General features: G+C 64.5%; 14 protein-coding genes. 6 read left to right on the top strand and 8 right to left on the bottom strand.

The genetic code is table 11. The features are described 5' to 3' along the window. Genes EII42_RS08875 through EII42_RS08865 form a run of 3 tightly spaced genes read right to left on the bottom strand, consistent with a single transcriptional unit; the run spans position 1 to position 3888 of the window. A complete protein-coding gene (locus tag EII42_RS08875) occupies positions 1 to 1560 on the bottom strand; it encodes an FHA domain-containing protein (protein WP_125171769.1) in 1560 nt (519 codons plus the stop codon). A 58-nt stretch (positions 1561 to 1618) separates the two neighbouring features. Then, positions 1619 to 2755 carry a MalY/PatB family protein gene (locus tag EII42_RS08870; protein ID WP_125171768.1) on the bottom strand — a complete coding sequence of 379 codons (1137 nt, stop codon included), beginning with the start codon at positions 2753 to 2755 and terminating at the stop codon, positions 1619 to 1621. Continuing rightward, positions 2752 to 3888 carry a hypothetical protein gene (locus EII42_RS08865; protein ID WP_125171767.1) on the bottom strand — a complete coding sequence of 379 codons (1137 nt, stop codon included), beginning with the start codon at positions 3886 to 3888 and terminating at the stop codon, positions 2752 to 2754. Before EII42_RS08865 ends, EII42_RS08870 begins: the two co-directional genes overlap by 4 nt. A 296-nt stretch (positions 3889 to 4184) precedes the next feature. On the opposite strand from EII42_RS08865, the gene ileS reads away from it, so the two are divergent. The 4 genes from ileS to EII42_RS08845 all read left to right on the top strand — a co-directional run bounded on the left by ileS (position 4185) and on the right by EII42_RS08845 (position 9731). Next, the gene (gene ileS / locus EII42_RS08860) at positions 4185 to 7307 is read left to right on the top strand and encodes an isoleucine--tRNA ligase (protein WP_125171766.1); all 3123 of its coding nucleotides are present in this window, start codon (positions 4185 to 4187) and stop codon (positions 7305 to 7307) included. A gap of 211 nt (positions 7308 to 7518) precedes the next feature. Further along, positions 7519 to 7869: a cupin domain-containing protein gene (locus EII42_RS08855; protein WP_125171765.1), complete on the top strand. Its 351-nt coding sequence runs from the start codon at positions 7519 to 7521 to the stop codon at positions 7867 to 7869. Further along, the gene (locus EII42_RS08850; protein WP_125171764.1) at positions 7866 to 8663 is read left to right on the top strand and encodes a class I SAM-dependent methyltransferase; all 798 of its coding nucleotides are present in this window, start codon (positions 7866 to 7868) and stop codon (positions 8661 to 8663) included. Before EII42_RS08855 ends, EII42_RS08850 begins: the two co-directional genes overlap by 4 nt. Before the next feature lie 63 nt (positions 8664 to 8726). After that, positions 8727 to 9731: a glycoside hydrolase family 76 protein gene (locus EII42_RS08845; RefSeq protein WP_125171763.1), complete on the top strand. Its 1005-nt coding sequence runs from the start codon at positions 8727 to 8729 to the stop codon at positions 9729 to 9731. Positions 9732 to 9753: 22 nt separating this feature from the next. On the opposite strand, the gene EII42_RS08840 is transcribed toward EII42_RS08845, so the two are convergent. Further along, positions 9754 to 10227: a DUF2087 domain-containing protein gene (locus EII42_RS08840; RefSeq protein WP_125171762.1), complete on the bottom strand. Its 474-nt coding sequence runs from the start codon at positions 10225 to 10227 to the stop codon at positions 9754 to 9756. A gap of 157 nt (positions 10228 to 10384) precedes the next feature. Further along, entirely contained in the window at positions 10385 to 11377 is a 993-nt protein-coding gene (locus EII42_RS08835; protein WP_125171761.1) for a Gfo/Idh/MocA family protein, read from the bottom strand. Between the two features lie 106 nt (positions 11378 to 11483). Between EII42_RS08835 and EII42_RS08830 the strand changes: the two genes are divergently transcribed. Further along, on the top strand, positions 11484 to 12752 hold the full coding sequence (locus EII42_RS08830) for an aspartate kinase (RefSeq protein ID WP_125171760.1): 1269 nt from the start codon (positions 11484 to 11486) through the stop codon (positions 12750 to 12752). Positions 12753 to 12873: 121 nt separating this feature from the next. Continuing rightward, complete coding sequence (locus EII42_RS08825; RefSeq protein ID WP_125171759.1) at positions 12874 to 14217, top strand: hypothetical protein; 1344 nt, start codon at positions 12874 to 12876, stop codon at positions 14215 to 14217. Positions 14218 to 14227: 10 nt separating this feature from the next. On the opposite strand, the gene EII42_RS08820 is transcribed toward EII42_RS08825, so the two are convergent. The 3 genes from EII42_RS08820 to EII42_RS08810 form a co-directional block, all read right to left on the bottom strand. Further along, positions 14228 to 15661, bottom strand: a complete 1434-nt coding sequence (locus EII42_RS08820) for a serine/threonine-protein kinase (protein WP_125171758.1) — start codon at positions 15659 to 15661, stop codon at positions 14228 to 14230. Then, positions 15658 to 16470: an FHA domain-containing protein gene (locus tag EII42_RS08815; RefSeq protein WP_158676463.1), complete on the bottom strand. Its 813-nt coding sequence runs from the start codon at positions 16468 to 16470 to the stop codon at positions 15658 to 15660. Before EII42_RS08815 ends, EII42_RS08820 begins: the two co-directional genes overlap by 4 nt. A gap of 2022 nt (positions 16471 to 18492) precedes the next feature. After that, positions 18493 to 20802, bottom strand: coding sequence for a transglutaminase domain-containing protein (locus EII42_RS08810; protein WP_158676462.1), 2310 nt, complete (start codon positions 20800 to 20802; stop codon positions 18493 to 18495). Positions 20803 to 20860 lie beyond the last annotated feature (58 nt).

The raw sequence follows: 20860 nt of genomic DNA, 5'->3' as shown, positions 1-20860 counted from the left end.
CTAAACGTTCCTTGGCGGTTCCAGGCGCAACGACACACCCTCCCCGAGATCGAGAATCGTACCAATTTCAAGCTGGACCTCCCGCCCGTCACGCAGCTCGAACGGCGGCTCCCCCACCGAACGAACGGTGGTGCCGTTCGTGGAGTTGAGATCGCGGGCCACCACGTTCCAGTCGCGCTGCTCGATCAGGAGATGGCTACGGGAAATGTCCTTCTGCGGGCTGGGGACCGTGAGCCCCTTGGCCGTCGGAGACACCGACGACGGGTTGGGCGACCGGCCGATCACCACCGCCCACTCCACGTTGATGAACTCTCCGGAGTTCGCGCACACCCCCGACAGCACCGGCCGACGAATCGGTGCAGCCTTCGAGGAATCGACGGGCGTGCGGCAGATCCGGCATGTGCGGGCACCCACCGGATTCGCGTGGTTATTGCGGCACGGCGCGGCCATCAGCTGCGGAACAGGTTCCGACTGCTGTTCCTTCGGCTTCAGCACGGCCGCCAAGCCAGTCTCTAGCACGGTGTGATCGCTTTCCTCCACCTCACCGAAGACACCCGGCACGACGACCGGCCGAGACATCGACTGCCCGGGTTGCGGCGCCTTCGGCCGGGGGCTGGCCTGCTGATCCGCCACCTGTGTGGGCTCCGGCGCCTCAGCGGTCGGCGGCTCCACTGCAGCCGGGGACTCCGGGGCTGCGGGAGGTTCAGGGGCAGCCGCTTCCTGGGCGGCAGGCTCCTCGGTTTCCTCCTGTCCCCCGGAATCAGTTTGCTTGTCTTCCTCGACTTCCGCTTCCTCATCGAAGATGGGCATGAGCGAGGTCTCCAGCAGCGCGGCCTCACCCGGGACCGCGTCCTCCTGCACGTTATCTTCGACGACCGCCACCGCGGAATCCTCCGCCACGGGGTCGTCCACGGGCGCCTGATGCTTGGCGACCACCGGAGCCTCGGCCACTTCATCGTCGCCCGCGAACCCGCGTGCCGGAACCGGCTGCTGGGCCTCCCGGGCTACGGCTTTCTTAGCCGTCCGGTGCCTGGGGCGCAGGCCAAGCATCGGGATGCGCGGCAGCACGCCCTGCTGCTCGGGGCCGGCGAAGCGCAGCAGCTGGTCCTTGGCCGTGGTCAGCAGCAGCGTCGAAACCCGGGCAGCGCCAACCACCAGCGGCAGCACGGCGTCATCGCCGGGCTCCTCACCGGTCACGACGGTGTAGGTGGTTTCGGTGTCGAGCAGCGCCTCATCCCACAGGAACTTGCCCTCTGCGTCGAGCACCAACTCACCTTCAGCATCGAACACCTGCACCGTGCCGCGGCAGATGCCGTGCAGACCGCGCGTATCCCAGAAGAAAGCGCCAAAGTTTGGCATCTCGTCGATGCCGACCTCGGCCAGGTACCGAAACAGCGAGTCCGGGGTGCGCATGCTGATCAGGTTTTCCCAGTACTCGGCGACGAGATGGGAGTAGGCCGGTGGCGGCGGCATCATGATGACGAGCGACGTAGGACCCGAAAGGGCCAGCCAGCCTCCGCTCGCGTAGGACACACGCCATGCGGCCATCGGCAGTGCCATTGGGGGCTCCCTTCTCGTCACGTGAGGCGGCTACAACTCCGCCCTTGCATCGATAGTTTTATAGTGAAGGATACGCTGAAGCATGGACCACCGTAGCACTGACTCTGCGTAGCGCTTCCTCTATGATCTCGCGTGAGGTGGCCAGATTCACCCGAACCCACTGCTGGGTATCTGCGGCGAACTCCGCACCAAAATTGAATCGGACTCGGGCCTCATCATGGAAGAACATGCCGGGATGACGCAAACCGAGCGGTGTGCAATCCAGCCACGCCAGATAGGTCCCCGCCGACGGCGTGTAACTGAGCTGGGGCAGCTGCTCGGCGATCAGGCGGGCAAACAGCCTCTTATTCTCGACGATCTCCCCCGCCATCTGCACCAGCCAGTCCCGGCAGTGCCTCAGCGCAGCGGTGTGCGCGATGGCCCCGAGATGACTCATCGCCTCCGCGACGTAGCTCGGCAGCCTGCGCAGCACCGGCTCACCCTGCGGGCTGGCCACCAGCAAACCCGCCTTGATACCAGCCAGGTTGAACGCCTTGGCGGCCGACACTGAGACGAAAGACACCCCGGGATCAGGCAGCGCCAAGTAAGGCGTGAACTCGTCGCCGTTCAGCAGCGAGTGGATCTCGTCGACGATCACCACCACCGAATACTGCCTGGCCAGATCGGCCACGGCCAGCAGCTCGTCGCGGGTATGCACCGTTCCCGTCGGATTGTGCGGGGAACACAGCAGGTAGACGCTCGCTCCCGAGGCGAAAGCCCGCTCCAGCCCGGCCAGATCCAGCCGACCCGCCACCAGCGGCACCTCCACCCCGACCCGGCCCGTGCGCTCGACGATCTGCCTGAACGGCGGATAGATCGGCGGATTGAACACCACCTTGTCGCCCGGGCGCGATACCGCCTCCATCGTGTAGCGCATACCCTGCATCACGTCGCCCGTGCGCTCGATCAGCCCCACGTCGGGGGACCAGCCCCAGCGCCAGAGCGCGAAATCGGCGTAGGCCAACTGGTACGTCGGCTGCTCCGGGTAGCCCAGATCGCCCCGCGCCACCGCCGAGCTGATCGCTTCCGCCACCGGCCCCGGCACCCGGCAATCCATCTCCGCCACGAACATGGGCAACACGTCGGGCGCGAACCGCGTCCACTTAATCGAGGTGCGCTGCCGCAGTTCATCCAGCGAGCAGTTGAAAACCGTCATATCGCCAGCTCCGGCAGCTGCTGGGCCACTCGCACCAGCCACGTGAGCAGCCCGTCAACGGATTGCGGCCCGATGGTCCTGGTGGTCAGAAGGGCCAGGGCGTCGTAGCCGAACCACATCTTGGCAAACGGCGGCGACTCGTTCAGGCACTCCCGCACGCCTCGGTTCAGGACCGCCTTCGTCCGGGCCGGCTCCGGCGACTCCACCCGCCAGGCGTCGTCGAACTCCGGATCCCCCACGTAGACGCCGCCGCTGCCGATCATCTGCGCCAGCACGTTGGTATCGCGCCACAGGGTGATCTGCGGCAACTGGTGACCCGCAACCCGCACCCCGACGACGTTGCGCATCGGCATCACATTGAAGCCGAAGACGGGCAGGTGACCGAACTTACCCACAAACCCACGAGGATCCGGGCGCACCGGGACCCGGAACCGCATCCGGGAGTGGATCTCAATGCCGCTCGTGTAAAGCCACTGGCGCTGCCGGGTCCACGTCTGCCATGCCATTGCCGACGAATCCTCCGCCAGCTGGACGGAATGGGTCAACATCCGCGCGCTTGGACGCCCCGGCAGGCCCGGGACCTGCCGCGAGGCCGCCTTCGCCTTCTTCAGCACCTCGTCGGGCAGGCCCTGCGCGATCCGGTGCAGCACCGTCAGGTAGGCGTCGATCTCCGACAGGTCCAGCTCCCGACGAACGCTGATCAGGACGGAGTCGCCCTCAAACCACAGGCGGAACAACTCGACCTGGCGCAACAGTCCAATCAGCTTCGGCGTGATCACATCACGGGCGAAGGCCTCCGAGCGGCAGGAAGCCTGCCACTCCAAGTCGAATTCATCGTTGATCCCCACCCGCGGACCCTCAATGAAATCGAGCACCGAAGCGATCTGCAGTTCCGGAAAGTTGACGCCTGAGATCCGCACCGCCAGCACGTCGAGACTCGCCCAGTCGGCCGACGTGGCCCGCACCCGGAATCCGTAGCAGGGGAAGCTGCCGAACCGGCCCTCAAATCCCATCTGGACAACGGGTTTCTCCGCGTTGAGAAGGCCACCGCCGTCAACCTTGTCGAGGATCTGCTGCCAACCGGCGTGGAAAACCCACGAACGCGACCGGGCCCACTGCTCCCACTCGTACATCAAACCTCCTGTTCCACAGGCAAGTCTAGGCCCGCCATCCCAACCGGGTACACGCTCTCCACAGGTTCGCCCCGTCAGAGTGCGCGGTTGAGCGAACCGGGCCCCGCGTCGCATAATGGGCAGGCACGCAAGGCGACGATGAGGCCATCACCTCGGAGCCGCCGGAAGAACGGCCACGAGCTCACTAGACCCGGCAGCGGCACAGATGAAGTGGAGCGAACTCGCTCAAGAAGGGTGGTACCGCGGGCCCCGGCTCGTCCCTTCGTCCCCCAAGGAAGCAGTGACGAAGGACCCCGATGACCTATCGCGCAGTCGAAACGCAGGTGGATTTCCCCGCGCTTGAGCACGAGGTGCTGAAGTTCTGGGACGAGCACAACACGTTCGAAAAGTCCATCGAGCGCACCCAGGACGCACCCACCTGGACGTTCTATGAAGGCCCCCCAACCGCAAACGGAATGCCCGGAACCCACCACATTGAGGCCCGGGTGTTCAAAGACCTCTTCCCGCGCTACAAGACGATGCGCGGCCTACGCGTCGACCGCAAGGCGGGCTGGGACTGCCACGGCCTGCCCGTCGAACTCGCCGTCGAGAAGGAGCTTGGGTTCTCCGGCAAGGCCGACATTGAGCGCTACGGCATCGAGGAGTTCAACGCAAAATGCCGCGACTCCGTCCTGCGCCACGTCGACGCCTTCGCCGACCTCACGCGTCGCATGGGCTACTGGGTGAACCTCGACGAGGCTTACGTCACCATGAGCACCCCCTACGTGGAGAGCGTCTGGTGGGCTCTCAAGCAGATCTTCGACAAGGGTCTCCTCGAAGAGGACTACCGCGTGGCCCCCTACTGCCCCCGCTGCGGCACCGCGCTCAGCGACCACGAGCTCGCCCAGGGCTACGCCGACGTGACCGACCCGTCGGTGTACGTGCGTTTCCCCCTCACCTCCGGGCCCCTCGCCGGGCGCGGCAGCCTGCTCGTGTGGACGACGACCCCCTGGACCCTCGTGTCCAACACCGCCGTGGCCGTGCACCCCGACGTGCGCTACGTCGTGGCCACCCGCGAAACCGACACCCTCGTCGTGGCCGAGCCGCTGTTCGACAAGGTGCTCGGCGAGGGCTGGGCCTTGACGGGCGAGTCCTTCACCGGCGCCGAGATGGAACGCTGGGCCTACCAGCGACCCTTCGAGCTCGTGGACATCCCCGACGCGCACTACATCGTGCTGGCCGACTACGTCACCACCGAGGACGGCACCGGCCTGGTGCACCAGGCCCCCGCATTCGGCGCCGACGACATGGCCGTGTGCCGCCGCTACGGGCTGCCCTTCGTCAACCCCATCACACCCAACGGCCACTTCGGCGCCGAGGTGGCGCTCGTCGGGGGCGTGTTCTTCAAAGACGCCGACGCGGCGCTGGTCGCCGATCTCCAGGAGCGCGGCCTGATGTTCCGCGCCCTCGACTACGAGCACTCCTACCCGCACTGCTGGCGCTGCCACACCCCGCTGATCTACTACGCGATGCCGTCGTGGTACGTGCGCACCACCCACCTGAAGCACCGCCTCATCGAGGAGAACGAGGCCACCAACTGGTACCCCGACAACGTCAAACACGGCAGATTCGGCGACTGGCTGAACAACAACATCGACTGGGCGCTCTCGCGCACCCGCTACTGGGGGACCCCCCTGCCCATCTGGCGCAATGTTGACGACCCGACGGACCTCATCTGCGTCGGATCGCTCGCCGAGCTGGGCGAGCTCACCGGGCGGGATTTGAGCGACCTCGACCCGCACCGACCCCACATCGACGCGGTCGAGATCGTGCGCGACGGCGCGACCTACCGCCGGGTGCCCGAGGTGATCGACGCCTGGTTCGACTCCGGCTCGATGCCGTTCGCGCAGTGGGGCTACCCGCACGTCCCCGGCTCCACGGAGAAACTGGCCGACAACTACCCCGCCGACTTCATCTGCGAGGCCATCGACCAGACCCGCGGCTGGTTCTACTCGATGATGGCGGTGGGCACCCTCGTGTTCGACCGGTCGTCGTACAGCAACGTCGTGTGCCTCGGGCACATCCTCGCCGACGACGGGCGCAAGATGAGCAAGCACCTCGGCAACATCCTGGAGCCCATCCCGCTGATGGACCGGCACGGCGCCGACGCGGTGCGCTGGTTCATGGCCTGCTCCGGCTCCCCCTGGATGGCCCGCCGCGTGGGCGACGCCACGATCGGTGAAACGGTGCGCAAGGTGCTCATCACCTACTGGAACACCGTCGCGTTCCAGTCGCTGTACGCCCGCACCGCAGGCTGGGCCCCCACCGGTCAAGCCCCCGCGCCCGCCGACCGGCACGTGCTGGACCGTTGGCTCATCTCCGCCACGCACCTGCTGGTGCGGGAAGTCACGGAGGCCCTCGACCGCTTCGACACGCAGCGCACCGGCACCCTGATCTCGGGCTTCGTCGACCTGCTGTCCAACTGGTACGTCCGCCGGTCCCGTCGTCGCTTCTGGACCGGCGAGGAGAGCGCGCTCTGGACCTTGCACGAGGTGCTGAATGTTCTGACCCGCCTGATGGCCCCCATCACCCCGTTCGTTACTGAACGGGTTTGGCAGGATCTTTTCGTCGCCACCAATCCTGAGGGCCCCGCCTCCGTGCACCTCGCCGAGTGGCCCACCTACGACGAGGCCCTGATCGACGACGCCCTCGCCGCCGCCATGCAGGTCACTATGCGCGCCGTCGAGCTGGGCCGCGCGGCCCGCGCCGAGTCGAAGGTGAAGATCCGCCAGGCGCTCAAGCGGATGCTCGTACCCTCGACGATCCACTCCCGCCTTACCCCCGAACTGATCGAAGAGATCAAGTCGGAGCTGAACGTCGCCGCGATCGAGACGTTCGCCGAGGCCGGCGACATCGTCGATGTGTTCGCGAAGGGCAACTTCCGCGCACTGGGCAAGCGCTTCGCCAAGCGTACCCCGCTGATTGCCGCGGCCATCGCCGAAGCAAACGCGGCCCTGCTCGCCGCCAAGCTGAAGGCGGAAGGCAAGGCGACGGTCGTCGTCGAGGGCGAGGAGGTGGAGGTCGTGAGCGACGAGGTGCTGCTCACCGAGCGCCCGCGCGAAGGCTGGTCCGTGATCAACGAGCAGGGCGAGACCGTCGCGCTCGACCTGGAGCTCACGCCCGAGCTGGTGCGCCTGGGCCAGATCCGCGAGGTGACCCGTTTCTTGCAGGAGGCGCGCAAGGCGTCCGGGTTGGAGGTTTCCGACCGGATCTCGCTCACCCTCTGGGTGGCCGAGGAACTGGCGGAGGCCGTGGCCGAAGGGCTGAAGCAGATCGCCGACGAGGTGCTCGCCGTTCACGTCAACCATGTGGAGCGCCTGGACGAGTGGGAGCATTCCGACGAGGAGTTGGGCGTGCGGGCCCGCATCACTAAGGCCTGAGCTGGCTTTTAGCTCTGACTGCGTCCCCGGGTGGCTTCCAGCGCCCGGGGACGTTTCGTTCCCCGGGGCCGGCCGGGCGGGCCAGCCGTCCCGAGACGCCGGGCTCGGGGCCTTGGCCGCATCCGGCGGCTAACCACCCGGCGAGGGGTTCCCCTACGTTTTAACCAACGCTAGAGTTGGCTATATCTCGTAATCCGAAGGAGAACCACATATGGCGAAGACGCCCTTCACACAGAGCGTGGCCGCGACGGGGCTGGTGGCCTCGCTGCCCATCACCCCAGACGCCACCACATCCAAGGTGCCCGTCGACAACGAAATCCTGCAGCTCACCGTCCTCACCTTCGGTGCCGGCCAGTCGCTGTCCACCCACGCGAGCCCGAAGGCCGTCGTCGCGACACTCCTGGAGGGCGAGATGAGCTTCCCCGTTGACGGCGAAGACAACCGCATGGTCCCGGGCGACTCCCTCTACCTCGCCCCGAACGCGCCGCACTCCGTCGAAGCCCTCACCGACTGCCGCCTACAGCTGGTAATGGTCAACGCCAAGCCGTGGAGCCAGGCATGATTAAGGGAGACCGTTCCGGGCCGGAGGAGAAGCGCCTGCAGGGCCACTGGCTGCTGGCCAAGATGGGCAAACGCGTGCTGCGCCCCGGCGGGCGCGAACTGACCGCCGCGCTGCTCGTCGAACTCGCCGTCGGACCCGACGACGCCGTGGTGGAGTTCGGGCCGGGGCTCGGCATCACGGCCCGCCAGCTACTCGCGGCCGGGCCGAAGAGCTACACCGCCGTCGACCCCAATCCGGAGGGCGAGCCCGCGATGCGCGCGCTGCTCGACAGCCGCAGCGACGCGCGGCTGGTCACGGGCAGCGCGCAAGACTCGGGCCTGCCCGACGGCAGCGCACAGGTCGTCGTGATCGAGGCGATGCTCACGATGCAGTCTCCCGAAGACAAACGCCGCATCGCCCAGGAAGTGGCCCGCATCCTGGCACCCGGCGGCCGCCTCGGGCTGCACGAACTGGCCTTCGTGCCCGACGAGGTCAGCGACCACGTGGTCTCCGAAGTCTCGAAAACGATCGGCCGGGTCATCAAAGTGGGCGCGCGCCCGCTTCGGGCCACCGAGTGGCAGACGCTGCTGGAGGAGGTCGGGCTAGAGGTTTCGTGGCAACACACCACCCCGATGGCGCTGCTGGAGCCACGCCGGATCATCGCCGACGAGGGCCTCCTGCGCTTCCTGAAGTTCGTCTTCAACGTGCTGCGCACCAAGGCTGCGCGCCAGCGGATCCGGGCCATGCGCGCCGTCTTCCGCGAGCACGCCGAGAACCTGGCCGGCATCGGCCTCGTCGCCCGCAAGCCCAGCTGAACCCCCGAGGGCGCATACTGGGGTTGCGGGCCACGGCTCGCACCCCGGTTGCGAGGAGGCGCGATGGTTTGGGCAGTCAGGGCGGCTACGGCCGAGCAGAGCGTGCGGCGCAGGTTTCTGGCCCGTGCGCTGGTGTGGCCGGCGGGATCGCTGGCGCTGCCCGGCTGGCCGGGACGGCTGCGCGACCACTGGCAACTGCCGTTCCAGTACTGGTGGCAGGCCCACGCGCTGGACTGCCTCGTGGATGCGCAGCTGCGCGCCCCCGACGCGCGGCGCGCCCGGCTGATCCGGCGCTGGCCGCGCACTCAGATGGTGCAAAACGCCCTGCGCTGGACCAACCGCTACTACGACGACATCACCTGGCTGGGCCTGGCCCTGGAGCGGGCGGGCCGCATCGGGCTCGGGCATCCCGCTGGGCTGGCCCGCATCGTCGAGAAACTGCGCGGCGGCTGGGTGGACGACGAGCTGGGCGGAATCCGGTGGCGCGATGGCGACGACTTCCGCAACACCCCGACGAACGCGCCCGCCGCGATCCTGTTCGCCCGGCTGGGCGACACGCGGCGCGCCACCCGCAGCGTCGACTGGGTGCTGAGCCGGCTTCGCCGCGAAGACGGCCTGATCGCCGACGGCGTGCGCCCGTCGGGCATGGACTGGAGCGTGTACACGTACTGCCAGGGCACGATGATCGGCGCGCTGCACGAACTGGGCAGGCACGCCGAGGCGCGCGAACTGGCAGGCCACGTCGCGCGGAAACTGACCGTCGACGGGGTGCTGGTGGGCTGCGGCGGCGGCGACGGCGGTCTCTTCGCCGGCATCACCGCCCGCTACCTGGCGCTGGCGGGTGAGCGCGACGTGGTTCTGGCCAGCGCCGAGGCGGCCTGGCGCAACCGGGCGGCTACCGTCGAGGGCGTGTTCTTCGGCCCGGAATGGTCCGAGCCGACGACGGTGCCAGCCCGCCGCCAGCTCCCCGAGGGCGACCTCACCATCCAGCTCGGCACCTGGATGCTCCTCGAAGCCGCTGCCAGCGTCGAAAGGCAGCCGGCGCGCCAGGCCGCTCCCAGATCCTGAGCGAAGCCCAAGCTGGGGAAGATCAGTCGTCGCTGGACGTGAGATGGGCGGGTTGCGCCTCCCTGGCCGCAGCGAACCGCTGGGCTGCGTCGGCGGGAAACTCGCCCGCGACGATAGGTCCCGGCTGCGGGCACTCGTCGGCCAGGCGGTAGACGCCGGCGGTGCGCGTCACGAAGCCGTAGTCGACGAGTTCGCGCCTGAGCAGCGCCACGTCGGGGTGCATCGGGCGCAGCAGGTCGTTAACCTCCAGTTCCGAATACTGCCGGTCCGGCTCGAACAGGTGCAGCAGCTCCAGCAGCACCACGACGCGGGCACGGCGCCGCGTAGGGACGGACAGCAGCCGCCCGTCGGGGAGGAAGGTGCGCAGCATCTTCTCCCGGAACCGTTTGGCCTCGTCGAGTTCGGCGAGCAGCTTGGCCCGCGCCGTCGTGTAGTTCTCGCCCGTCATCGCCATGCGGGCGCGCACCAGATCCTTGAAATCGCGTTCGGAAGTCATCTCAACCTCTCAGCTCGGCCGACCCCAGTCGTCGCAGCCGGAGGGCAACAAACGGATGTCCGAGGATTCGCTCCCCTTCGCGATGATCGTCGGCGGGACTGGGCCACCGGCTCGCTGGGCGTTGGACACGCCGCCAGCCAGCCTAGCCGAGCCACCGTCAAAGAGCCAGCTCGGCGTCGCGATAGGTGATGCCCGCCTGGCGCACGCACTCGTCGAGCACCCGCATCACTTCGAGCGTGTCGGCCAGCGGCATCGTCTCCGACTCCGTAGCGCCCTGCCGCACCAGCTCGGTCACCTCCGCGAACTCGTGCGCGTAGCCCTTGCCGGTCAGCCGGGTCTCGATGATGCGCGGCAGCTGCCCGGAGCGGTTGATGGTGATTGTCGTGGGATGGTGGAAGCGCGGCTCCACCTCGATCCAGCCGCGCGTACCGGACACGATGAACCGGCCCGGGCCGTGCCCGTCGAACGCCACCGTGAGCGAGCTCAGCGCATCCCCGACGTGGCGCAGGTTGACCGCCGCCGACGCGTCCACGCCGTTGGGGTAGAGGCGCGCGAAGCAACTGATCTCCTTCACTTCCCCGAGGAAGTGCTGCGCTAGCGAGACGGGGTAGACGCCCAGGTCGAGCAGCGATCCGCCGCCGAGCTCGGGGTTAAACAGCCGGTTGACGGGATCGAATGCGCGGTTGGCGATGAGGTCGCCCTGCACCCCGACGAGATCCCCCACTCGGCCCCAGGCCGCCACCTCCTTGGCCGCGCGGATGGCGGGCAGGAAACGCGTCCACATGCCCTCCATCAGGAAGGTGCCCCGCTCCCGGGCGGCGGCCACCACCTGCTGCGCGCCCGCGTAGGTGGCGGCGAACGCCTTCTCGACGAGCACCGCCTTGCCGCGCTCGATGGCCGCGAGCGCCACGTCGCGGTGCTGCGGGTGCGGGGTGGCGACGTAGACCACATCCACCAGGTCATCGTCGAGCAGCTCCCGGTACGAGCCGTAGGCGCGCGGCACGTCGTGGGCCGCCGCATAGCTTCTGGCAGTCTCCGCCGCGCGCGAGCCGACGGCGTACAGCTCCGCGCCCGGCACCTGCGCCAGGTCACCCGCGACTGCGCGCGCAATACCGCCCGTTCCGATGATTCCCCAGCGAATCTTGTCCATGCCCCAAGGCTACCCCTCACGCAGCCGAGGCGTTCCCACCGTGGAACGTTGACGGTGTTGCCGCCGCCCCCGGTTAGGCTTGAGCCGGTAAGGGAAGGAGTCCTGAATGGGTCGCATCGTCCAGAAGTTCGGTGGCAGCTCGGTTGCCGACGCCGAATCGATCAAGCGCGTCGCCCGCCGCATCGCCCGCACCCGGGCGGACGGCTACGAGATCGTCATCGTCATCTCCGCAATGGGCGACACCACTGACGAATTGATGGACCTCGCGTTGAAAGTTTCCCCCAACCCTCGCTCGCGTGAACTCGACATGCTCATCACCACCGGCGAGCGGCAGTCCGCTGCGCTGCTGGCGATGGCGCTGTGGGACATCGGCGTGGATGCCGTGAGCTACACGGGTTCGCAGGCGGGAGTGCTGACCACCCCGGTGCACGGCAACGCTCGCATCATCGACATCACCCCCGGACGCATCGTTAAGTCCCTGGAGGAGGGCAAGGTGGCCATCGTCGCCGGCTTCCAGGGTGTTGCGCAAACCACGAAGGACGTCACGACGCTGGGGCGCGGCGCGTCGGACACGACGGCGGTGGCGTTGGCCGCGTCGCTGGGGGCCGAGTGCTGCGAGATCTACTCCGACGTGGACGGCGTCTACACCGCCGACCCGCGCATCGTGAAGAGCGCCCGCCACATCGAGCGCATCGGATACGAGGACATGATGGAGATGGCCGCCGCCGGCGCCAAAATCCTGCACCTGCGCTGCGTCGAGTATGCGCGACGCGAGAACGTGCGCGTGCACGTCCGCTCATCCTTCACCGACAAGCCTGGCACCTGGGTCGTCCCCCAGGAAGAACTGGAGGGAACCATGGAAGAAGCAATCATCACCGGCGTCGCCCACGACCGGGGCGAGGCGAAGATCACCATCGTTGGGGTACCCGACCGGGTGGGGCACGCGGCCGCCATTTTCCAGGCCGTCGCGGATGCGGACATCAACATCGACATGGTGGTGCAGAACATCTCAGACCTAAGCGTCGAACGCACCGACATTTCCTTCACCCTGCCCTCCGCAGAAGGCCGCAAGGCGATCGACGCGATCGAGCGCATCCAGCGGAAGGTGGGTTTCACAGGCATCCGCTACGACGACCAGATCGGCAAGGTTTCGGTGGTGGGCGTCGGCATGCGCTCCCACCCAGGCGTCACCGCAACATTCTTCAACGCGTTGGCCGAGGCTGAGGTGAACCTGCAAATGATCTCCACGTCCGAGATCCGGATTTCGGTGATCGTGGCCGCTGACGAGGTGGATCGCGCCGTGCAAGCCGCGCACACCGCTTTCGGGCTGGACGCGGAAACCGACGCCACCGTTTACGCCGGCACCGGTCGCTGACCCGTACCCGGCCAGGGCGCTGGGGGCGTTTGCCCCGTTCCGACGTTCCGCGCTCCAGCCTGGCCTCCGCACCGGGCGGTCGGGTCCTGCCGCGACCCCGACGAGCGGTAATGTGCCTGCCATGTTGACCAGGCGTTCACTGCTGTTGGCTGCGGCTGCGGTGGCGGGCTGCGCCCCGACGGGATCGGGCCCCAGCCCCACACAGATTTCGTCCTCCGCTCAGGCCTCCCCCGCGACGTCGGCCGCGTCCCCGTCAGGAACGGCCGGCCCGTTCCAGATGCCCGTGCCGTGCAAGGTGGATGTGCTGGGCTACCAGGGCCCCTACGTGTCGAACACGTTCGAGGCCGCCGAGCGGCTGTTCGCCGAGCGCAACAAGGGCGCAAGCGCCGCCTTCCGCCTGAGCTCCAACCCGGCGCAGGAACTCGGCGTCACCCCACCCGATGTGCTGCACGACGCCGGCCCGCGCCCGCTGCTGCTCGCCCGGGAACGCACCCGCCTGGTCGATCTGGCGCCGCTGCTGACCGCACCCGCGCTGGCGGGCGACGGCACCGTCGGGGCCGGCCTGTACACGGGGGTAGCGGAAGCCGGATCGTTCGGCGGCACCCAGCTGGCGCTGCACTTCGCCCTGGACGTGCACGGCCTGTGGTATTCCAAGTCGACGGCCGCACGGCTCAAGCTCGGCCGGCCGCGCTCGTTCGACGAGCTATTGGCGATGGCGCCGGGCGAACGCTACCTGTTCGCCTGGGAGCCCGCACTGGCGGTGAACTACCTTGAGCTGTTCCTGACAGTGGCGGTGAAGGAGGCGGGCGTCAGCCTGCTTGCCGGGCTGGAGGGGCTGGCGCCGGACGCCTGGCGGCATCCGGCACTGCTGGCGGTGTTGGAGGCTTTCGCGCAGTTGCTGGGCACCCAGCAGTTGCGCGAGGTGGCTGGGGCGGCCGCGCTGTGGGCGGCCGACGGTGGCCCCCTGTTCCTGCCGGGGCCGGCGAGCGCCCTGCGCGAAACCAAAGCGGTGCGGGCGGCGACGTTCCTGCCCGCGGTGCTGGCCCCGCCGGGGCTGTCCCCAGCCGCCGATCTGCCCCTGGCGGCCCGTGTCGGGTTTGCGGAGCCGTTCGCGATCCCTGCGGATTCGACCCGGCAGGCCTGCGGGCTGGAGTTTCTTCGTGTGGTGTTCAGCCCGACGGTGGCCCGCGAGTTCGCGCTCACGAATCACCTGGTGCCGGCCGTGCGAGGCACGCTGCCCCAGGAGCTGTCCCCCGAGCTGTCGGCGCAGATCGGGCTGCTGTCCGCCACGGGCGCGCACCGCATCCACTGGAGATTCATCGACTATTACGGCCTGGGCAGCGTATTCTCCCAGGCGACGGCCAGCTTCCTGCGCGGCCAAAGTTCCGCCGTCGAACTGCTGGACACGCTCCAGGCCGCCACCGACGATGCCCGCAGCAACCCGGAGAACACGCCCCTGCGGTGACGACGGACCCTCATCCGCTCGGTACGCACGCGCGCGCCGGTGCCGAGGCCCGCCCGTTCCCTCTGGTCTGCACCACCTGCACGCAGGTCTGGCCGGGCTGTTTGTCGACCAGTATTTCCGGATCCACCACTCTCAGCTGCGGCATTTCCTCGGCGGTGCTCATTTCCTGAACAATGAACGAGTCTCCCTCCTCCGGCACCGCGTTTTTCCACTTGAACAAGACTTTGTCCCCCTGGAGGGTTCCTCGTAGGTCCTCAACGGGTGGCACCCTATTTCTCCCCGGATCCACCGGGCTTGGTCGGGCGAAGGGCGTCCGCTGCGCGTTTGGTTCGGTACTGGCCCCCAACGATGACACGATCACCGTGGCGCCCAGAAGCAGCACGATCGCCGCTACCAGCGACGCTATAAGCCCACCCTTCGGCTTGGCCCGTTCTGATGGGGGAACCAACTCCGGCGCCACAATAGCTTCAGGCTCCGGCATCTCGGAGGGTTCGGTCGGCTTGCCGCGGAAGACGCGGGTGCCGTCGTGCTGAATCCTCCCAGTTTCATCATGCGTTGTCCAGTTCGTACTCGGGGCCGAGAACACTATCAACTCGGTCGCAGGATGGCCCAACTCCAACTGAATATTCACCAGAGCGTAGGCAAAGTCGGTGATGCATGGGTAGCGCTCGTCCGGTTTCGGAGCTAAAGCGGACTGCAATACAATCTCTAGAGACTCAGGCACCCCGGAAATTCCGGTAGGTCTCGGAATATAGCTTTTCGCTCTCTGCTCCACTTCAGAGTCCGAGTCTTGACCGGGGATGGACAACGGGCTTCGCCCGACAAGCATCGCCCACATTGTTGCACCAAGGGAGAAGACGTCGTAGGAGGGTTCAACCGCAGTCCCCGAGTTACCATATCTCTCTGGAGGAGTCCATAATGGGCTCCATGCGTTGAGTACCGCACCATGCCCGGGGGCGAATGCTATGCCGAAGTCTGTGAGTGCAGGTCTCCCAGTTTGGCTGGTGAACAGGACATTTGCTGGTTTTATGTCCCGATGCATAATTCCATGGCTATGGGCAGATGCGACGGCACCGGCCAGTTGAATAGTTATACTCAGCGCTTCTTTGACACTCAGAGGCCGCTCTTCAATACGGAGACCCAAGTGCTTGGTTCTACACAAATCCATCGCTAGGTACAACAGCCCATCCTCCGTCGTTCCCGCATCATAGACTTTTACAATATTCGGGTGCTCTCGGAGTCTAGCCATGGACTGGGCTTCTTGTTTTAAAGTGGCGAGAGAAGAGAGGTGATTACGTCGATAAACTTTTATAGCAACACCTTGGTCCAAGGCCTCGTTCTTATACTCGTAGACATCAGCGAAACCGCCGCTGCCAAGCAGCCGACGATAACTGTGGCCTTTGATCTTGGGGGGATGCTTTCCCTGCATGGACCAGCCACTCATGAAGGTATACCTTTCACACGAAGTATCACCTTAGGTCCAAGTTGAAGCAAATCGCCATCCATCAAGGGAATTTTAGCCTGCGAGAGTCGCACAGGTTGGCTGTTGCCCCGACGAAGTCGAGAACCGTTCGTGCTGCCCAGATCTTGCGCCAGCACCTTCCATCCTTCAATCGTGATGGCCAGATGGCTTCCAGAGATGAACTCGTTGGGTATCTCCAACAGCTGCGGCTGTTTCGGAGTCCGAATCGCACTAGGTTCCGGCTTCCTGCCGATGATCACTGGGCCGAGCAACTCAACGGTCTCTCCCGCTTCAGTGCTGATCTCACCCAAGGGAGGGCGTTGCAGAGGCTCAGCTTCCCCACTCACTTCAGCAGAACATACAAAGCACACTTTTCGCTGAGGAGGATTAGCATGACCACGCTCACAGCTGCGCGCTTGCACTGTCTCGACTCCCGCTTGTGAGCTAATCTGCATTGGCACGGCAGCCTGTTCCGGGTCCAGCACAGTACCATCCTCTGCCGAGTCTTCTCCTTGGCTGTATGGGTCAAGAAAAGTTTCTCTAGCCAGTGGAGCAACACCACCCTGATCTGACATAGGCACGCTATCGGGCACAGCCAAGAACTCTCGCACCGGATATTCAATCGCCTCGCCACTCAAGGTGATAACAGCGGTTTCACCGCGAAGGTCATATTTCTGCTCTGGATTATAGGATTCGGAGGCTTCAGGATCATAACAGTACGGATTGTATTGGCTAAAACTATCTCCCTGAGACCGCTCGGCTTCGCCAGGGAGGTCCCGCTCAGCCAGCATGATCCCGGATGCAAGAACGAGGCCATTGAGGAGCGGGTATCCTCGGTATCCGCAACGGCCCAGAGTGATTCCAGTGCCGGCTGGGGCCCTGTGCTCGACCCAGCTGGGAGTTTTCAGCCCACTCAACACAGACTCGCCGAAGGAGTCCTTCCGTTGGATCGCGAAGCGACCGCTGCAAGCCAGCCGCCATCCATCTTCTTCCAGCACCCCCACGGCGAAGGCTGGCAGTGCGAAGTTCTGGCCAGAGCAGCGGGATATCAACTCTCTCCGGAAGGTATCTAGCGTGGGCTCGTGCCTCAAACTTACCCAAATATCTTCTGCGATTTCCGCGCCAATGATCGAATCAATCAGGGCGGCCCCTCCAGGCCACACAATAGCAATGTCAGAGCCCGAGCAGCATCGGACGACGGATCTCATGGAACACCAGCCTCCACGGGGTCGGGGTGAGCGCCACTGGCCCTGTAATGAGACATTACAGCACGAGGAACAGGAGAGACCACCCCAACACTATGACAGGTAACAACCACCGCGGCGATGTTGCCACTAAGGCCCGCACGGTTGGCATTCTTCACCAGCCCTCCAGCATCCTGTTGACTATCATCAGCGCAGAGCAGAATCGCTCTTATCAACTGATCTGACACTTCGTCGGCCAAGCCATCAGAACTACATAGATTCCGGTCGCCTTCAGTCCTATGAAGCCTCCATTGATCAAGCGGCGGTTGAGCAATCCCGACGCTAACAGTCCAGGTTAGGATGCACAGAGAGGTCAGCCCGCCGGAACGCTGAAGGTTAGCAAAGCGGTCAACGTTGATCTGAGCCAGCTCGCCATAACACAACAGATACGTGCGAGAGTCCCCAACGCAGAAAGCCTGCCAACATGTCTGCCCGCTCTCCGATCTAACGCCAGCTCCGATCACAGCCGAACCTGGCAACAAACCGTCAGAGGTCAGCTGGGCGACTCCATCAGCCACCGCTTCACGGCAGCCTTCCCGGGCATTTTGTTCCACGAAACATCTGTCTACCAATTCGCCAAAAGGATGCACAACGGCATCAGCGGTTTTCTTCCTTCTAGCATGCCTAACCATTCCCTCAACGACCAAGAGAATGGATAGTCGCAAAAGGAATAAGTCCTGATTCGCAGTGCACCATCTATTCGGATCACTTACTACACCTGAACGAATCCTGACGATTTGGGCCATCAAAGCATCTCCCGGCACAAGAAACCACCGAAATAAATGGCTGTCTCCACTAGAATCTCCACATCCTCCCCAGGCCCTATCCGATCCGTCCCTCCGTCTTCTTCGACGGTTACCCCCATTCGCCACCTCGGGATAATACGCACCGGCGCTCCTACTGTTGAAGCAAGGCCCCACACCCCTGAAGAGCTGATTCAATGGCATCGCGCACATTACATCGTCGGTTGCTTTTCGAATGCAGTTGGCCACTGCAGGTACGCCTTCCTGCGCGTTAGGTCTCTCTGACGCATCGCATGGGTTAATCAATGATTTCTCGCCTGCCAGCCCCAACGAGCGCCGGAGAACCACAGCCAACTCCGGCACGGTGTCATCCACAGGTGAACTCTCCTGTTCGGCCATCATCCTAAGCCCAACTTCCCTACCTGATGACGCGTCACCTCCGTTCCATCGACGTGAGTGCTGAACCCGTGGTCGCTCCTGCTCTAGCGCATACTGCCTCGCCTGGCTTCCCGCCCGCTGTAGCTCATTGCGTCGATACGTTGCCGAGTCTCTCGCTAAGATATCTGGCCCTTGATACAACCAATGCCGCCCATTCTTGCCAGCGACAAGATGAGATATGCGCGAAAGGAAGAAGCAGGTATTGTCAACGAAAACTGTGATTGCTACCTTAAGAAGAACGCCTCCCTTGGCGCCCCAAGCTATCGATTTACCATAACTCAAATTGGAGATAAAGCCCCCAAGTGCGATTGGTCGAGCCAGCAGACGCTGGCCCATCCTGATCGGACGTGCCGAACAGTCAAAAAAATCGATATGTCCCATCGCTACTTCATTCCCGATTTAGGATGCCTACTTTGGGCCAGATTCGTCGTCGGAACAGTCCTGAAGGCGAGGCGGAAGTCGCCTTCGGAAGACGGCGAAGGGATCGGGTCGAGTACCGGATCAGAATTCTGCGGTGCCAAGGCTGTGTCCTTAGCAACAGGAGTTTCGCGGCCTCAGCCTCATCCCAAATCCTGGAGCATTCCTCTGGAGAACTCGTACCTCGGCCGAAAACCGCCGCGTCCACGGCGTGTGCGATTTGGGACAGCTCTACATTCGGATGACTGACGCTGAGCGCAGCGAGGTTTTCGCGCCTGGTTTGGCTACGCAACACCACAAATCCCATGTCTCGTGCTCGGTCCAATACCTCAGCCCAGGCCCCAGCCAACCGATCAACCGTGCTACCCCTGGTCCGACGGAGCCGGCAGCGTCTAGATTTGAGCAGCGCAATCGCCAAGAAAGGAGACAAGGCAAGCAGAAGGCCCCCGGCCACTCCACCGGCTAGGAACAGAGCCGCGAGCAGCCCGCTATCTTCTGGCTCATCCTCTTCCTCGGTTTCCTTCTGCTCAGGATCGATGTAGAGATCCCTCTCTGGGATACGTTCCGGTGGTGCCGGTGGCGGGTCAACCTGGGGCTTGGGGTGGGGCTTCGGCTTGGGCGTATCGGTTTGTGGTTTCTTGTCACGGTCAGGGGTGGGATCAAACATCACCCACCCGAAACCCTCCAACTGGGCCTCAACCCAGACGTGGGCCTCCTCACCGGTTACCATCCACTCGCCCTCCACTGGCTGCGAGGGATAGAAACCCAGCACAACGCGCACCGGTATACCAAGCTGAGTCGCCATGAGCGCCATCGCCGCGGCGTATTGTTCGTCACTGCCCACCTTCTGGCGCGACGTCATGAGGAGTGCAAGCCGGTGAGCAGAATGCCCGGGAAGGCTCCGGTTATCTTCACCATTGGAATAGGCTCCTTCCGAGCGGAACCTCTCCTCAATAGCGCGCAACTTGTCAAAGGCGCTTTCGGCGTCCACAGTCCACTCGTTGGCAGCGGTAGCGATCACCTCAGGCACAAGTTGAACTTCAGCAAGTCTGGCCGACCCAACCCCAGCTCCCTCCATAGCCGCCTTCTCTTCTGGCGAAGACGGTAGCGCAATAACATCCTCTAGGCTGAAGGTTGACCCGGAGCGCAGCCCAGCAGTCGTCAGACCTTGGTAAGCGTCCCGAGAGAAGTAGAAGCCACGGCTTTGCTCAATAGATTGCGCTCCGCCAAACTCGACCCGCACAGCAGAGCCAAAAGAGGGGACCCATGGCCCTTCGTAGGATTCCACTACAACCTCAGCACGGGACAAGTCTCCATGCTCGCGCCAGGGGATCTCTCGCCCGGTTCTCAGGAAGTCGCTTGAGGTTCGTGAGAAGTTGAACGTAATTCCATCCCAGCTATCCAGGGTAGCCAACCGAAGCCGACCGCCGACGGGCATACCAGTTACTCGGAAAAGAACTTCCTTCTTCTGAGTCAATTCATAAAGTCGATACTTCATTAGCGGGCTCGCGTAATCCCGCATGTTCAGAGGAGGTTCGAGACTGTCTCTAAGCACCTTACGGTCCACATAACAGGGAAGCATGGCCACTGACGGTGGTGCCGCTGGCCCTGGGGTCTTACGGTCGACATGACAGGGAAGCACGTTGACTGCCAAGCTGATTGCTGCGGCGAAAGCCAGCACAACGCTCACGGAAACAACGCGGATAGTCAGACGGCTGAAGCCGGCAGACTTTCGAACTAGAAATACGTCATTCGCGACTCGGGTAGAGCGAATCGCGTGAGCAACCAACCAAATCATCATCTCAAGGCCGAAGACCACGCCAAGCCAAAGAGAAGCGGGCGCTTCTCTAACGCCGAATGCTATATTAAAGGCGAGCCAAGCCAAAGGCAGCAGCAGAGGCAAGATGACTGCGCGGGTAAGCTGAGCACAGCTGGCGGTCAGCGCTCCCACTAACAACCCGGCAAGCAGCGGAGCCGCCTGCGGCCCGCTCAGATCACCGACCGGCGTTGCCGCGGTCAGCAGGTCTTTCCAGGATTGAAATACCAAGAGCGTTAGCCGCCTGAGTGTCTCGAAGCTAGGCACTACGTTGGAGATCATAGTTTCGGGAGCAGCGAGCGGTCCGCCGAAAATCAAATATGCGCCAATCATAGAAAGAAACCAGCTGGCCATCGACCACTGGAAGCTAATTGCCACGAGAGCAATCACGACACCCACCGTGGCACCGATCAAGGCCGGCAGATATCCTGTGACACCGCCAAACGTTGGCTGGGAAGCAACCACACCTGGGAGTAGAAGTAGCCAGGCACCGATGGCTCTGGATGCAGGAGACCGCGTAGTC

This window comes from Tessaracoccus sp. OH4464_COT-324 (genome assembly GCF_003932855.1).
Taxonomy (GTDB): domain Bacteria; phylum Actinomycetota; class Actinomycetes; order Propionibacteriales; family Propionibacteriaceae; genus Arachnia.
Note: the sequence above shows the minus strand (reverse complement) of the source record. Positions and strands in the feature narration are given on the sequence as shown.

Coding starts and splice junctions, on each gene's coding strand:
- EII42_RS08870 (WP_125171768.1), bottom strand. CDS start 2,755: ATGACGGTTTTCAACTGCTCGCTGGATGAACTGCGGCAGCGCACCTCG.
- EII42_RS08825 (WP_125171759.1), top strand. CDS start 12,874: ATGTTGACCAGGCGTTCACTGCTGTTGGCTGCGGCTGCGGTGGCGGGC.
- EII42_RS08840 (WP_125171762.1), bottom strand. CDS start 10,227: ATGACTTCCGAACGCGATTTCAAGGATCTGGTGCGCGCCCGCATGGCG.
- EII42_RS08875 (WP_125171769.1), bottom strand. CDS start 1,560: ATGGCACTGCCGATGGCCGCATGGCGTGTGTCCTACGCGAGCGGAGGC.
- EII42_RS08835 (WP_125171761.1), bottom strand. CDS start 11,377: ATGGACAAGATTCGCTGGGGAATCATCGGAACGGGCGGTATTGCGCGC.
- ileS (WP_125171766.1), top strand. CDS start 4,185: ATGACCTATCGCGCAGTCGAAACGCAGGTGGATTTCCCCGCGCTTGAG.
- EII42_RS08850 (WP_125171764.1), top strand. CDS start 7,866: ATGATTAAGGGAGACCGTTCCGGGCCGGAGGAGAAGCGCCTGCAGGGC.
- EII42_RS08815 (WP_158676463.1), bottom strand. CDS start 16,470: ATGCTGGCTGAGCGGGACCTCCCTGGCGAAGCCGAGCGGTCTCAGGGA.
- EII42_RS08830 (WP_125171760.1), top strand. CDS start 11,484: ATGGGTCGCATCGTCCAGAAGTTCGGTGGCAGCTCGGTTGCCGACGCC.
- EII42_RS08845 (WP_125171763.1), top strand. CDS start 8,727: ATGGTTTGGGCAGTCAGGGCGGCTACGGCCGAGCAGAGCGTGCGGCGC.
- EII42_RS08820 (WP_125171758.1), bottom strand. CDS start 15,661: ATGAGTGGCTGGTCCATGCAGGGAAAGCATCCCCCCAAGATCAAAGGC.
- EII42_RS08865 (WP_125171767.1), bottom strand. CDS start 3,888: ATGTACGAGTGGGAGCAGTGGGCCCGGTCGCGTTCGTGGGTTTTCCAC.
- EII42_RS08855 (WP_125171765.1), top strand. CDS start 7,519: ATGGCGAAGACGCCCTTCACACAGAGCGTGGCCGCGACGGGGCTGGTG.